27 protein-coding genes are annotated in these 12,725 nt (G+C 37.8%); 7 read left to right on the top strand and 20 right to left on the bottom strand.

Annotated elements, in window-relative coordinates; genetic code table 11:
- Positions 1-189: 189 nt before the first annotated feature.
- From IEU90_RS03195 to IEU90_RS03100, 20 genes are all read right to left on the bottom strand, one after another.
- The gene (locus tag IEU90_RS03195) at positions 190-612 is read right to left on the bottom strand and encodes a transcriptional regulator (protein ID WP_188357713.1); all 423 of its coding nucleotides are present in this window, start codon (positions 610-612) and stop codon (positions 190-192) included.
- 81 nt (positions 613-693) lie between these two features.
- Positions 694-870 (bottom strand): hypothetical protein, encoded by a 177-nt coding sequence (locus IEU90_RS03190; RefSeq protein ID WP_153711021.1) that lies wholly within the window; start codon positions 868-870, stop codon positions 694-696.
- Positions 871-880: 10 nt separating this feature from the next.
- Positions 881-1,027, bottom strand: coding sequence for a hypothetical protein (locus IEU90_RS03185; protein WP_153711022.1), 147 nt, complete (start codon positions 1,025-1,027; stop codon positions 881-883).
- Positions 1,015-1,452, bottom strand: a complete 438-nt coding sequence (locus IEU90_RS03180; RefSeq protein ID WP_188357712.1) for a hypothetical protein — start codon at positions 1,450-1,452, stop codon at positions 1,015-1,017. Before IEU90_RS03180 ends, IEU90_RS03185 begins: the two co-directional genes overlap by 13 nt.
- 105 nt (positions 1,453-1,557) lie before the next feature.
- A complete protein-coding gene (locus IEU90_RS03175; RefSeq protein ID WP_153711023.1) occupies positions 1,558-1,908 on the bottom strand; it encodes a hypothetical protein in 351 nt (116 codons plus the stop codon).
- Positions 1,909-2,172, bottom strand: a complete 264-nt coding sequence (locus IEU90_RS03170) for a hypothetical protein (RefSeq protein WP_188357711.1) — start codon at positions 2,170-2,172, stop codon at positions 1,909-1,911. It abuts the gene before it with no gap.
- On the bottom strand, positions 2,172-2,363 hold the full coding sequence (locus tag IEU90_RS03165) for a hypothetical protein (RefSeq protein WP_153701609.1): 192 nt from the start codon (positions 2,361-2,363) through the stop codon (positions 2,172-2,174). The genes IEU90_RS03170 and IEU90_RS03165 overlap by 1 nt, the downstream gene beginning before the upstream one ends.
- A gap of 1 nt (position 2,364) precedes the next feature.
- Positions 2,365-2,661 carry a hypothetical protein gene (locus tag IEU90_RS03160; RefSeq protein WP_188357710.1) on the bottom strand — a complete coding sequence of 99 codons (297 nt, stop codon included), beginning with the start codon at positions 2,659-2,661 and terminating at the stop codon, positions 2,365-2,367.
- Positions 2,662-2,800: 139 nt separating this feature from the next.
- Positions 2,801-3,487, bottom strand: coding sequence for a Rha family transcriptional regulator (locus IEU90_RS03155; RefSeq protein WP_188357709.1), 687 nt, complete (start codon positions 3,485-3,487; stop codon positions 2,801-2,803).
- Positions 3,488-3,605: 118 nt separating this feature from the next.
- Complete coding sequence (locus tag IEU90_RS03150) at positions 3,606-4,034, bottom strand: DUF1064 domain-containing protein (RefSeq protein ID WP_229723572.1); 429 nt, start codon at positions 4,032-4,034, stop codon at positions 3,606-3,608.
- Between the two features lie 57 nt (positions 4,035-4,091).
- Entirely contained in the window at positions 4,092-4,619 is a 528-nt protein-coding gene (locus IEU90_RS03145) for a hypothetical protein (protein WP_188357708.1), read from the bottom strand.
- Positions 4,616-4,945 (bottom strand): hypothetical protein, encoded by a 330-nt coding sequence (locus IEU90_RS03140; protein ID WP_188357707.1) that lies wholly within the window; start codon positions 4,943-4,945, stop codon positions 4,616-4,618. The genes IEU90_RS03145 and IEU90_RS03140 overlap by 4 nt, the downstream gene beginning before the upstream one ends.
- A gap of 3 nt (positions 4,946-4,948) precedes the next feature.
- On the bottom strand, positions 4,949-5,875 hold the full coding sequence (locus IEU90_RS11275; protein ID WP_229723570.1) for a conserved phage C-terminal domain-containing protein: 927 nt from the start codon (positions 5,873-5,875) through the stop codon (positions 4,949-4,951).
- A 3-nt stretch (positions 5,876-5,878) separates the two neighbouring features.
- Entirely contained in the window at positions 5,879-6,700 is an 822-nt protein-coding gene (locus IEU90_RS03130) for a PD-(D/E)XK nuclease-like domain-containing protein (protein WP_188357803.1), read from the bottom strand.
- Positions 6,684-7,616, bottom strand: coding sequence for a recombinase RecT (locus tag IEU90_RS03125; RefSeq protein ID WP_188357706.1), 933 nt, complete (start codon positions 7,614-7,616; stop codon positions 6,684-6,686). The genes IEU90_RS03130 and IEU90_RS03125 overlap by 17 nt, the downstream gene beginning before the upstream one ends.
- Positions 7,609-7,839 (bottom strand): hypothetical protein, encoded by a 231-nt coding sequence (locus IEU90_RS03120; protein WP_143958557.1) that lies wholly within the window; start codon positions 7,837-7,839, stop codon positions 7,609-7,611. Before IEU90_RS03120 ends, IEU90_RS03125 begins: the two co-directional genes overlap by 8 nt.
- A gap of 39 nt (positions 7,840-7,878) precedes the next feature.
- Positions 7,879-8,055 carry a hypothetical protein gene (locus IEU90_RS03115; RefSeq protein WP_188357705.1) on the bottom strand — a complete coding sequence of 59 codons (177 nt, stop codon included), beginning with the start codon at positions 8,053-8,055 and terminating at the stop codon, positions 7,879-7,881.
- On the bottom strand, positions 8,048-8,302 hold the full coding sequence (locus tag IEU90_RS03110; protein WP_188357704.1) for a helix-turn-helix domain-containing protein: 255 nt from the start codon (positions 8,300-8,302) through the stop codon (positions 8,048-8,050). The genes IEU90_RS03115 and IEU90_RS03110 overlap by 8 nt, the downstream gene beginning before the upstream one ends.
- A gap of 145 nt (positions 8,303-8,447) precedes the next feature.
- On the bottom strand, positions 8,448-8,687 hold the full coding sequence (locus IEU90_RS03105) for a hypothetical protein (protein WP_153710564.1): 240 nt from the start codon (positions 8,685-8,687) through the stop codon (positions 8,448-8,450).
- 188 nt (positions 8,688-8,875) lie between these two features.
- Entirely contained in the window at positions 8,876-9,085 is a 210-nt protein-coding gene (locus IEU90_RS03100; RefSeq protein ID WP_188357703.1) for an XRE family transcriptional regulator, read from the bottom strand.
- Positions 9,086-9,341: 256 nt separating this feature from the next.
- On the opposite strand from IEU90_RS03100, the gene IEU90_RS03095 reads away from it, so the two are divergent.
- The 7 genes from IEU90_RS03095 to IEU90_RS03065 all read left to right on the top strand — a co-directional run bounded on the left by IEU90_RS03095 (position 9,342) and on the right by IEU90_RS03065 (position 12,713).
- Positions 9,342-9,650, top strand: coding sequence for a helix-turn-helix domain-containing protein (locus IEU90_RS03095; RefSeq protein WP_188357802.1), 309 nt, complete (start codon positions 9,342-9,344; stop codon positions 9,648-9,650).
- A complete protein-coding gene (locus tag IEU90_RS03090) occupies positions 9,650-10,078 on the top strand; it encodes an ImmA/IrrE family metallo-endopeptidase (protein WP_188357702.1) in 429 nt (142 codons plus the stop codon). Before IEU90_RS03095 ends, IEU90_RS03090 begins: the two co-directional genes overlap by 1 nt.
- A gap of 56 nt (positions 10,079-10,134) precedes the next feature.
- Positions 10,135-10,704 (top strand): hypothetical protein, encoded by a 570-nt coding sequence (locus IEU90_RS03085; protein WP_188357701.1) that lies wholly within the window; start codon positions 10,135-10,137, stop codon positions 10,702-10,704.
- A gap of 224 nt (positions 10,705-10,928) precedes the next feature.
- Positions 10,929-11,390 carry a hypothetical protein gene (locus IEU90_RS03080; protein ID WP_188357700.1) on the top strand — a complete coding sequence of 154 codons (462 nt, stop codon included), beginning with the start codon at positions 10,929-10,931 and terminating at the stop codon, positions 11,388-11,390.
- A gap of 118 nt (positions 11,391-11,508) precedes the next feature.
- A complete protein-coding gene (locus IEU90_RS03075; protein ID WP_229723568.1) occupies positions 11,509-11,826 on the top strand; it encodes a hypothetical protein in 318 nt (105 codons plus the stop codon).
- 33 nt (positions 11,827-11,859) lie between these two features.
- Positions 11,860-12,324 carry a hypothetical protein gene (locus tag IEU90_RS03070; protein ID WP_188357699.1) on the top strand — a complete coding sequence of 155 codons (465 nt, stop codon included), beginning with the start codon at positions 11,860-11,862 and terminating at the stop codon, positions 12,322-12,324.
- Positions 12,324-12,713, top strand: coding sequence for a hypothetical protein (locus IEU90_RS03065; protein WP_188357698.1), 390 nt, complete (start codon positions 12,324-12,326; stop codon positions 12,711-12,713). The genes IEU90_RS03070 and IEU90_RS03065 overlap by 1 nt, the downstream gene beginning before the upstream one ends.
- The last annotated feature ends 12 nt before the right edge of the window (positions 12,714-12,725 follow it).

Raw genomic sequence — 12,725 nt, 5'->3', positions numbered from 1 at the left:
GGCTTAACAAGCCAAGTTGCGGTACACATTTGTGAGTATACATACACGCAGAGCAATTAAAGGCTTGCTCAGGCACGTGATTTGAAAAGTAAAGTCGTTTTTATAATCATTCGACAATACCATAATAAGGCCGTTTTCCTTCAAAATTACGCCAAAGTACCGCCATTTTACCGCCAAAACACCGCCACTTTACTTTTCAACGAGAACATCAGCTGGAATTATCCTTGCTGCTTCCCATAATGCTTTTTCTTGCATACGATTAAATGTCCTTTCAGCGATGTTTAAGTCCATTCTTACCTGTGTTACTGAACGATGGTGATGAACAAAGCGATTATCAAGTATAAGTGCATATAGCTCATGATCGTCCCCTTTAGAAGCAATATACTTAATCACAAGCTCGCGACGTTTCCATTCATTCTGCGCATTCGTCCAATCAATAATTCTTCTATCAGGATCATATGTCCTTGCCTTAGGCTGTCCGTCAAAGCTAGGTGATCCTAAAGTAATTTTCTTTTTTTGCGCTTCGTCCCTCCAGTACCAATATTCTTCTAGCCACGCTTGGGCTTTGTCACATGATTTTTTCCGGTCATACTTTTCAAATACGGTGTTCACTGTAACTGCTCCCCTTATGATATAATTAATTTGTTTAAATGATTATCAAAGGGGCGTTCTCACAGTAGAGCGTCTTTTTTGTTATACACTGTAGATAAATGCTCCAAAAACAAATAGCACAACAATAACTGACGCAATGAGAATCGATGAAGCAATCGCTCTATCAAAGGCATCTTCATCACTACTCTTTTGGAACAATGGAATTACTGAAATACATAATCCAATTGCCGAAATAATCGTAAAACAAATGGTTTTCATATGTTCCTCCCTACACGAAGAATGCAAACACGTGCGCCCAGATAAAGAATGCTAGCCAGCATAGGAAGCCAAGAGCAATCAATGATACGGCTAGTACTGCTAAAATAACAGCAATCATTGCTACATATGCACACGCATTACCGATTATTTTTCCCATTGTCTGCCCTCCAGAAGTAGCTTCAAATTAGCTTTTCTAAGCATTGCTTCAACGTCTAACACTCTTAGATGTCCGTAATTCTTTTTTGAACGAAATAACATTCCGATGTGATTGTAGTAATCATTCTTGCTAAGTCCCGTAATCCGTAATATCTCAATCTGCGCAGTACCTATCTTGCGTAAGATAAAAGCTTGAGCATACGGATTACTAATGTTATTGATAGCAAAGTAACGTTTAATACGTTCTTCTGCTTGTTTAGCTTTACTTGAATCACGTCTCTTTGTTTCAGCTCGATAATTAAGGATCACTTTTAATCGCCAATCATCAGGAGCTAGCACATCTTCTGGCATTTCAGTAGCTCCACCCCACTCGTGATTTTCAGTAAGCGAATCCATTGCCTCAATTAATTTTACTGGCGTTTGCACGTTCCTTGTCCTCCCGATTTAATTTATTTTCTTCTCGCCGTTGACGTTTCTTGCGTCGGCGGTTTTTGCTTTTACTTTTCGATTTTGCCATAAGTAATTACCTCCCTAGTTCAACAAGTCTTTAATGATCGAAGCGATTGGCGCACAGGCGTGAACGATGTTAATTGTCAATGAAACAAACAACACTATATTTAGTGGAATCCCACCAAATAACGTATACCACAGATAATCGTCATAATGATTGTTATATGAATTTGATACTTCTTTTTTCTTATAAAAATAAAGCGCCAGCCATATAGTGCCAATTAACGCAGCAATGAAAAGTACACCGCATAAAATAGATAGAACGATTGCAGACATTTGATATTGTTGAATCATTGTCTTAGCAACAGCTGGCAACTCGCTCAATTGACCATTAAGTGTTTTCAATAATTCTTGTTCCGCTTCATGTTTCATCTAGTCGCACCTCTCATAAGTCCGTTCAAAAATATCTTGGTCGATAACCCAATGCTCTCCATCAACGCCAGTAGCGATGTAATCACCATATTTATTAATAGCTGTGAGTCCTTCTCTAGTAGGAAGAAAATACCTACTTCCTCCCTGATAGTAAGCAGAAGTTAATTCTGCTTTATCAACTATTTGGTATTTGTCTTTTATTTCTTTTGTTCCATCGAACTGTTCAGCTTCAATTAAGGCTGTTTTTTTGTATTTGTGTAGCATTAAATATCACCTTCATTAAGAATTTGCCCTGATGCTAATGCTAAAGCCTCATCAGCTAATTGGTGAAGCTCCATAATACAGCCACCATCAAATGCACACGGATCTGATTCGTCATAGTAAACTTCGTCTAGTTCAGCTTGCTTCTTGCGTAATTCAGCAAGTTTTTTATTGAATTCTTCTTTAGTTGGCATTTCATCTACCTCCAGTTTTCCCTTGCGATACATGTTTTAATTCTCTAATCAAAGTTTTCTTGTTAATCTCACTACATTGCGGTTCACCCCTACGAGCATTCACAAAACGCATCATATCTTGAGGGTGTTCCTCAAGAAAGTATTGATAATTCTTCATGCATTCTTTGCATAAATCAATTGGACAATAATAGCTGTCTATATAATCATCGTTGACGTGCATATCTATCCAAAAATCGCCATTAGCTACGGTACCACAGACATCACAAATGTATTGAGTTTCAGTTACTTGTGTTTTCATCACTTCCACCTCCTTGGCTTTCTAGCCTTTCCGCTATCACTACGACCATTCATAACTCGTATGATCGTGCCACGCTAGCATGTGCTTTGCTTTAGCAATTTGACGCTTGCAAGTTCGTTTAATCATCATCTTTGACCTCCTAAACAATTGCTAACTGTGCATTGGTCTGCTGAATTTCTTGTTGCAATTCAAACGGCGGATACCAGTTGTTAACAAAATCAATTGCCTTGTCAAAGTCTTTCATCGGTAAGTCGTTGTATCGGTCTTGATCGAACGTCTCACGATACGAGCTGAACAATGCACGATAAGTCTTGGCTCGAACGTTCTTGTCACAGTATGCGTTGGATTTCTTACCGCCTAGAACATTGATAATCTTTGCGTTACGCTTCTTAGAGAATGCAAGAGCCATGTTACTAGGCAAGCCCATTCGATTCTTAATGTCTTCCACGTCTGCTGAAAGGTTCTCATAGCCTTTAGCAATCAAGCTTATCTGTTCAGGTAAGCTAAGGGGCTTCTGTTGTTGAAGTTGCTTTTCCATCTGGTTGAAAGCATCAATGTACTTCAACTTGAATTGAAGAGCTTTCTTGCCAGTGAAGCCCATTGCTAAAAGTGAGAAGCCGTCACGATTCATGTAAAGCATTGGATATTCTTTACCACGATTTACATAAGTTCCTTCTACAAACATATTTTTGGTGGCGCAATTTTGCGCTGCCAAATTTTTCCATGCTTTTAATACATCCTTGTGGTTTTTCTCAAAATCTCTTGCTACTTGCAAACTGGTTGTGACCGCTTGTCGATCACGCATGATTACTAATTCTTCTGTCATTCTTTAATTCCCTCCGCTTCGTAGATGGCTCGCTTTACCACCCGATTGTGTCCCTTATGTCGTAGTTCACCGATTTATGAACGTCGTAGTAGTCATACATTGGCTCACCGTTCTTCTTTCACTTCATGTTACCGTGACGGTCATAACGACTGTGTGGGTCTTGAATACGATTAGTAGTAAAGCCGTATAATTTCATCTTGAAATCGTGTTTGCGAGGAACCACTACTTCAACTGGTAATCCTGTCTTTAGCGAAAACAGCTTAAAACGTATCTTAGCTGCCGTATCGACTGCTTGTTGATTAATTCCACTCTTTACGTCGTAAACGTGCTCTATGGACCCATCAGCGCCATACACAACAAAGTCTGGCGCATATGTTATGCTTCGCTGTTTATATCCGCCTACTGGAAACTTGCTAATCAGTTCAAAACTTTTATGAACTTCATATCGTTTGCCACAAGTTTTAACAAAGCGTAGATAGAAATTAGCTTCTTTTTCGCTATCAAACTTGTAGCCGTCAACTTCTACTTTCTTGCCAAAATGGTTCATCGGTTATGAACCCCCATTGCATAGCCGCAGGCGAAAATGCCTAATAACAAAATAAGTTTAAACACTCTCAACACCTGCCTTAATTTTCATAGCTTTATACGAGCCTTTGGTTGTGTCGTAATCGTCTTCCATGCCAAGCTGGCACATGACACCGTACATTGCGTCTAAGCGTCCGTTACGGTAATCCTCGCCGAAACTATGATCTTTGAAATATCCCATTAGTCGGTGCCTCAGTTCTTCTTTGTCATTATCACTTAGCGCTGTGCCTCGAAAAACTAATGGTGTATGTGCATACTTGCTAATGAGTTCAATCAGAGGCCAGAAGCCTTTACTTTCTAAATCATCAGCATCTAAGTCTTCTCGTTCGTATAATTCTGATAAGCTTTTGATATTAACAGGAATCATCATCTGCCACATCGGCTTACGCTCTTCTTCGTCTCGTGCGTCCTGCCATGTGCGATAGACATAAATATACTTACCCCGCTTAATAGCCGTAGGTCCCATTTCATCGCCACGATCAATCTCTTGACTATGATTGATCGTGTAAATCAGCTCATCGGTGGTTATATAACTATTTGCATTCATGCTGTCTTTGCCTCCTCGTAATTCCATGTCGCACAGGCTTTATCTCGGAGCAAACGACACTGGTGGCACCATTCAGCTGCATCTTTAACATTTTGTTTTGTAACCGGTGCTTTTAAAACTTTTTTCATTTGGTTTCCTGTAAAGGGAATGGTGTAGTTGCTATCATGTTCGTCTAACTGTGACAGATAATAAATCGCTATCTGTAGCTTGGTTTTAACGAATTTGATTGCCCGTGCCTCAACATTATGGCTTTCCCATTCATCTTGAGTTATCTGCACCATACGCTTAGCAACAGCCCACTTAGCCCGTGCTTCATCCTTAGTCATTTGTTACTGCACCTCACTCTCATCTGGTAGTTGATCCATCCAATTACCTTGATCAGGTTCACCCTGTTCCTTTTGCTCTTGTTCATGTTTAAACCATTCAGGCATTGGCTCGTTAATTGGCGCACGTTTGCCATACCTTTGTCTTTGATTATTAGCCGTACTAGGGTTTGCGTTTAAGTACCCGTCAATCTTTGATGAGCGAAATAGCGTTTCTGGCTTCAAGTAATTGTCGCCTGGTTCGCCGTTTCTAAACGTTACCCCGTGCCACAATAAATACATGTTGTCGATTACTTTTTTCATCTCATCGACTGTGTAGCCTTCTTTGAGTCGGGGTTCAATAATTCGCTTATTGCCATCAGCATTCGGCTTAAAGTGCTTATCCGTTTTTTGATTGAGATATTCAACAACCTCTCGCCGCTGTGCAGCAATGGAAGGCTGGGCTGGCTGTGCCTGCCCTTTATCTCTTGTAGTAGTCTTTTGTGTAGTCTCTTGGTAGTCTAGTGGTATTGGTTGGGTAGATTCTTCCTCTTCGATTGGGTAGTTTTTACCGTCTCCATTGGGTACATTCTTCCCATTCGTTGGGTAGTTTCTACCCAATCGTTGTTCCAAATGGGAAAATGCGTCATAGTCAATTCGATACCACTTTGTTTTGTCAAAAGATAATTTATTATAGTTGCCTGTAATAATTAGCCCTCGTTTTTCTAATTTCTTAAAGTGGTTCGATAGAGCCTTTCTAGAAAGCCAAGGGAACTGTTTATTCCAATCAGCCATGCTGTTATAGACCCACTTATGATTGTCTCTTACTGTATTAGAGCGTTGAAGCCAATAGTGAAGCTGCTGGAGAATAACAGCTTCGTCTAAGCTTTTCAGCACTCCAGCTAACGACGCTTGAACTTGCAACGGTCTTTCATCAAGTAATAGTTTGCTCATGTCCTATACCTCGATTTCACTTGCATTAGTAAAACTACTTAACGTCTTCGTTTCGCGACAGTAATCACATTTGCCACAGGATATTGGTGCCACTTCACCAGTCATTACTTTCCAGAAATGCGGTTGTAGTTCTTTAATCTTTCGTATGTCATCTTGCATAGCATATTTATCAGTCATACCCTCAAATTTAAACGCGTCGTGGTCTGGAGGTGTTTGCTTACTTACAGCAAAGATATATGGCTTGCAGAATACTCCAAAAGTTTGCTTAATTAATTCTTGATACACAGCCATTTGAAGATCATACTCACGATCATAAATAAAGTTTGGAACTGCTACATCGGTATTAAAATGCCTTTCATGAATGTCATCGACTGTTTTTAAGTCACAAAAATACCCTTTATCAAGTACAAGGCTGTCAATCTTGCCTTTCCACAAGTAGCCGTCAATTTCTCCCGTTACGATTACCTCTTTATCACCTGGAGCGTAGAAGTAGTTAAACATATCATCGGCTTGTAGCGTCTGAATCATGCTGTTAGCACTCTTAAATTCAGCTCTGAGGTGGCCGTTTGGATCATTTTTAGTTGGTTTGGTTATGAGTTCCTTCTTATTCTCTTCGATAAAGTCTTGATGGCTCTTGGCACTTTCAAAGTAAGAATGAACGTAGTTACCAACAAGAAGAGGAACAGAGCTTGATGCAGGTTTCCAATCTTCTTTGAGCTTAGCTAATGCACGAGCTTCACACTTCTCAAAATCTTTGAACAACGATACGCTCATATACTGCCAACTGGTCTCATGAGAGTAGTAATTATCAGCTGTCAGCTTCATCGGCTGGCTTGATTGTTCCTCTGCTAAAGAGTTCTGTTTGTCCGTCTGCGACTTCTTCACTTGCTTCTTCTTTGCCTTCGTTGCTGTTGCCATTATTACTTACCCCCTTAGCCTTCGCTTCTTGTGACTTTTGAAATCCTTCTAGCAGTTCATCAGTACTTTGCTTTTCTTCTTCAACAGGTGTGACATCACGCCGTTCATCGTCATACTCATTGCTGGTAGTGTCGTTGATAGCACCAGTTAAAAGGTCACTATCATCAGACGTATTAATAAACATCTTGGCGGCACGATTTAACACAGTTCGTTTTGCCATTTCTTGGCTAAAGTTCTGCTGTACCTTGTTATTCTTTTGCCGAGTTTGTGCCCACGACTGATCAATCTCTTTCTTGGTCATAACAGTAAAGTCAGTACCTTCATCAGTCTTAATCATGGCAAAAGCCCCAATAATTTGATTATCTTGATTTTCAAACTTAGGGACGAACCTCTTAACGACTAGCTCCATGTCTTCATTAGCTCCAATTTCAAAGTCATCTTTTTCGTGAACAACTTCTGCCCTAACTTTCTTAACACCATCAAGTCGTTTAACTGCTGCAACAGTACCAAAATAGCTACGTTGCATTTGAAGCTCTTTGCCATAAACGATGAAGTAACATTGATCTTTAGCTGGTGATAGTCCTTGCAGTGTCATATCTAACAAGGACTTAACAATCGAGTCATGCGAACATACTTCTAAGGCTGGCCGATGATTACGGTCTTGTACCTTTTGCAATTCAAGAAAGGCCGCATTAAGCGCATTAGAAGCGTTGTAATTCTTCGGTAGTGATAAATCCTGCGTATCTTGCATTTGTTTAACACGATCTAATACAAGATCGGTTAGCTTAGTTGGTTTCTGCTGTTGTGCTACTTGGTTATTCATGAACTAGTCCCTCCTCATCAGCTAGGCGATATGCCTCAGCTTCTACTTCTTTGCAATCTTGTTTAAAGTGGCTTCCTTTATCAGTTTGATTAAGTAATAAACTAAGCTCCTGTGCTATCTCTAAGTCAGTTGCTTGGAAGTCTAAGGCCATGTCAATTGCGTTGACGTGACGAGCTAAAATATCACGAATTCTCAAAAGTCTAGTACGTGTGTATTCATTCATGTTATAATTACCTCAAATTCTATTTACATATAGGTTTTACTATTTGCCATCGGATGTGTCGGATCCGGTGGCTTTTTTTGCGTTTAAATCCCATAACATTAGTGAGTAGAAGAACAGCAAGAATACTGCTCCATCGTAAGCACCAACACCTAAGCAGTAAGTGATCCACGTTCCCATAGTAAAGGCCATAAGTTTTGAATTAGCCAATTCAGTCATTATCCTCACGCTTCCTCTCAATGTTTTGAATCCTGCTTGCTTTCGGCTCTGGTTTATAATCCCAAAATTCATTAGGAGTAACTCCAAAAATATTCATCAACTTATCTAAATTTTCAGTGCTGATATTTGCAACACGATTATTTGCTATGTTTGAAATAGTGCTGCGTGTTAATCCCGATATCTCCATAAGATCCTTAATTTTCATTTGGTGCATTGCTAATAGAATTTTTAATCTATTTTTGAGCATTAAAATCTACCTCCTACTAATGTTTCTTCCGATACTTCTCTTTCAATAGCAATGGTTTATTCCGCTCATACAATAAGCTGTATACCAATGCATATAACAAACACATTGCAATAATTAATATTGGTAATCCGATTAACAACGCCACTTAATTACCTTCTTTCAAATGAGGATCAAGCATTCTCTTTCGGTATTGTTCAGACCGATACCTAAGGAAATCTTGGAATCGATTTTCATCAACATAGGTTCGTTGACCACCATCACGAATAATCGCGTCACGGTAATCCGGTAGCAGCGAACACTCTTTGCACCGGCTATAGAAAGTACCTTCTGAATATCCATAATCTTCCATGATCTCTTTCTTGGTTTTCCAGTTGTTAGCCATCATTATTAATCACTTCCCTTCATATTTCAGTCCAAACTCTTTAATTAGGGTAATGATGATTAGTAATCATCTAAGCAACGAATACAGCTTGATCAGAATTGCCCTCTTGATCAGGCTTTTTGTTTTCAAAGTCTCCCTAAGAATTTCTTTGTCGAGCTGAAGTTTTAAACTGTTTGACTCCGAGTCCACTCTCACACCTCCATACCAGCGTAGGCAGCGAACTTCTTCCGCCACTCATCTGCTTTGGGACCATGTTGATGATTTTCAATTACTGTTCCTACATAAACTCGACTTAAACCAAATTTTTCAGCGATTGCTTTTTGCGATGATGGCTCTAAGCCAAGTTCTCTATTACGCATAAGTTGTACTTTTAATTTTTCTTTGTAAGAAAGTTCACTCATAGCTTCACCTACTTTCTAATTTTTATTGTTAAAATCTACCAATGGTGGTAGACTATGTGTATAAAAATAAGCTAACAAATTAGCTTAATAGTTAGATATAAAGTGTTGAAAACATTGTCAATTAAGGTTTTGACTTTGCTAATTCATTAACTTACAATGTAAAGTATATTGCCTTATTTGATAGATGTCAACATATTTTTCTACCTTTTTAGATAGATAATTCTTAGTTTAAGGGAAGATTAATATTATGGCTGAAATTACAGTATTTGACAGAATTAAGAGGCTGGCTGATAAACAAGGTAAGTCTATTGTGGACGTAGAAGCTGACCTCGGCTTTAGTAAAAACTATCTTTATAAATGGAAAAAATCAGTTCCATCATCAGATAAACTTGCAAAAGTAGCTGATTATTTCAATGTCTCAACTGATTACCTTTTAGGGCGAGATACGAAAGAAACAAAAACAGCCGACCTTGCAGACGAAGATACTGTCTTCACCTACGAAGGCCGGCAAATTCCAACAGAAGATCTGGAATACATGAAACGGTTATTGCGTGGTGGTAAGTAATGTTGTATCAACAAGCAGAAGAAGTTTGCGATTACCTATTAGAAAAAGCTAGGGAATACAAAATCGATGTCGTATGGGAGCATTTCTCTCCTTACACTCCACCTGGTAGTAGTTATGAATATCGACGTGTCGTAATGAATCTTAATTGGCATAGGCCGGAAGAAATTATATTCCAATTTGCTCATGAACTAGCTCACGTCATTCATGGAGATGTTGGGGATGTAGTGTTCTACCACGCTAGTTTTACTGGTAAAGAATCAGTAGAGTATAAAGCAAATGTCGGTGCTATCAAACTTTTAATCCCGTTTTACTGCCAGGATACAGATATTCAATGTGCTAATAGCGCAAACTTTATGCAAGCTTTCCATGTCCCTCACTATCTTTCTGATGTAGTAAGGGACAAAATTTGGGAATATTATGTGAAATAATTAATTTACGTCCAAGCGTGATCGACGTTAAAAGCTATACGAGGAGTAATTGAAAAATGAAAAAGTTACTTATGATATTAGGGATGTTTATGGGAATTGCATTATTTGTTAACACAGCAAATGCTGATTTGAAACAAGATGCCTCACAATCTAATGATCCTAAAGTCTTAATGAAGTATTTAAATTCAACAAAAGCGGGAAAAAATATTCCTATTAAGAAAGTTACTAATACCGATGACAATTCCTATACAGTATATGTTTTAAAGAAAACGCCAAAAGTTAGTTCATTGGCTCAGCGCACTAAGTTTGCTAAAAACATTCAATCGATTATCGATAATACACCATCACAATTTCAACGTAACGGAATTGCATTTTATCAAGGCAACAACGACGGAGCTAATTTCATAATTGCTTTTAGTAAAGATAAATTCTCGAATAATTATGGACATGCAGTTCAAACTTCTGATCTTGGTAATTTAGGAGCCGGTACAACTGCTTGTTACTTTGAACCATTTTTTGCTAAAGACAATGCTAATGGGGGAGCAAAATCAAGCCCTGACACCAAAGGACCTACAAACGATGATGGTGAAACTCTAATCGAACAAATTCAAGATGTTACCGAATAATAGTAAGCCCATTGTAATAGACTTTTAGGCATTTTGCTTATAAAAGAAAGGAACTCATTAAAATGTTAATACTTATAATCATAACGCTAGTTTGCGGAATATCTGGAACATATTATTATAATCGTAATCATAAAGTCTTGGGATATATTGGTCTCACCTGTTCTTTAGCAGGATTTTATTTTATCATGTCGGCGCTTAATTTGATAAGTTAAAGGGCCTCTTCTATGAAATCGATTAAATTAACATCTATTGGGGAGAATATAATGAAGCATTTCAGATTATATTTAGTATTTTTTATTTCTTTAACATTAGGTTTATTTTTCAATTCAACAACTATTTGGGCTAGTAAATCTGGATTAGTAACCGAGTTAAACGCTTATGCTCAAACAAATGAAAATGCTGATTTTAAGAAAGTAAAAGTTAAAGGCAATATTTTAACTGTTTACATTGCTGATGATTATGTTGAAACCGTCAATGACTATGGATTAGAAAGTTATCTTGAAGATACTTATAAACAAGTTAACAAATATCAAAAGAAGAACAATACTAAGTTATCAATTGTATTTAAAGATAAAGCTAGTGGTACTTTTGCAAAATCTTCTTACTCTGGAAAAGGATGGTTTAAAAGCACAGATACTACAGGTGAAAAGTACAATTTTAACTTTAAGACAGGCGAAGTTGATTAGGGGAAATTAAAATGAAAAAGATAGGTTTAATTTGTGCAACCGCACTTATGGGGATGTCACTTGCTGCATGTAGTAACTCTGCATCGCAGAAATCAAATAAAAAAGTAGTAGTTCATCGGTGACTACTACTAAGGCTGTTAAACATCACAAGACACATAAGGAAAGCAAGAAAGATCCGCAAAGTTCGTCTAGCTCTGCTACTTCTAGCGATAGCAAAGTTAGCCAAACTTCCACTCAACAAAGCAGTCAGAATGGTTCTCAGCAACAAGCTGTGCAATCAACTCAGCAAAGCAATTCACAGCAAGCTTCACAATCAAATAGCAATGGATTGCCACCAGCTAACGACACAAGCTGTCCAGTCTGTACCGGATACAATGAAAACATCTGGGGAAATTCAGGATACTTATCAATTACAACAAGGACAAGATCCTTTTAATTAAAAAACTCTCTGGAGAAAGGATATAATGAAATGAAAAATTATCGTGATGTTAACATAGCTTATTTTAGCTTTCAAAATCAAATTAACAAGAAAGTGGATTCCCCCAATCCTGATACTCAAATCTTTTTAGAAAGGGATGGCTCTATTGATTTTTATTTAAAGTGTTCCGTTAATTTTGGCGAAGTTTTCCAAAAGCTACTAGAAAATGGTGATTGGTATCTTTACCTTACTGTTCTTTCAGAAGATTCTGACTTAGAAGAACAAATATATCTAGATCAAATTTATGGTCCTGTTCCTTCCAAAATCGGTTCTACAACTTTTGGAGTTGGATTTCCAGTACACATTGACGGAAAACTAATTAAGGCAAATAATATTCATTCCTTAAATGTTGAGCTAGCAGTAACAAAGAAAACTGATGAAGATGAGGGATTTAATGTTGCTGTAAAAAAGGGCTGTTTTTTTGAAACCGTCATACCAATTTGGAGTAAAAAATAATGCAAGAAAGGCCTAGTGAAACAAAAATACTTAATTTCAATCGACGAACAAACAATATTCCAGGTAATCCAGCAGATACTAATATCCCTCCAATGTATAATAATGGTAATGGAGGTGGCGGAAATATGAATGATAAATACGTTACTAAAGAATATCTAAATGCGAAGATTGAAACTATTGATACAAAAATAGATGCTCTTTCAAAACATATTGATGATAAATTTGAACAAATTCCTAATGTTATTGAAAACTCAATCTTAAAAGAACGTGAATTTCAAAGAGAACAGCAAAAAGAAACTAGGAGATTTTTCTGGGGCACAATCATTATTGGTGGAATTAGTGCAGTAGCAGGAGTTGTTTCTGTTATCGTTTCGCTAGTATTACGTTGAACTTTATGTTCA

It is taken from the genome of Limosilactobacillus caviae (genome assembly GCF_014635905.1).
GTDB lineage: Bacteria > Bacillota > Bacilli > Lactobacillales > Lactobacillaceae > Limosilactobacillus > Limosilactobacillus caviae.
The sequence above is the reverse complement of the archived record's forward strand: the minus strand, read 5'-3'. Positions and strand labels throughout refer to the sequence as shown.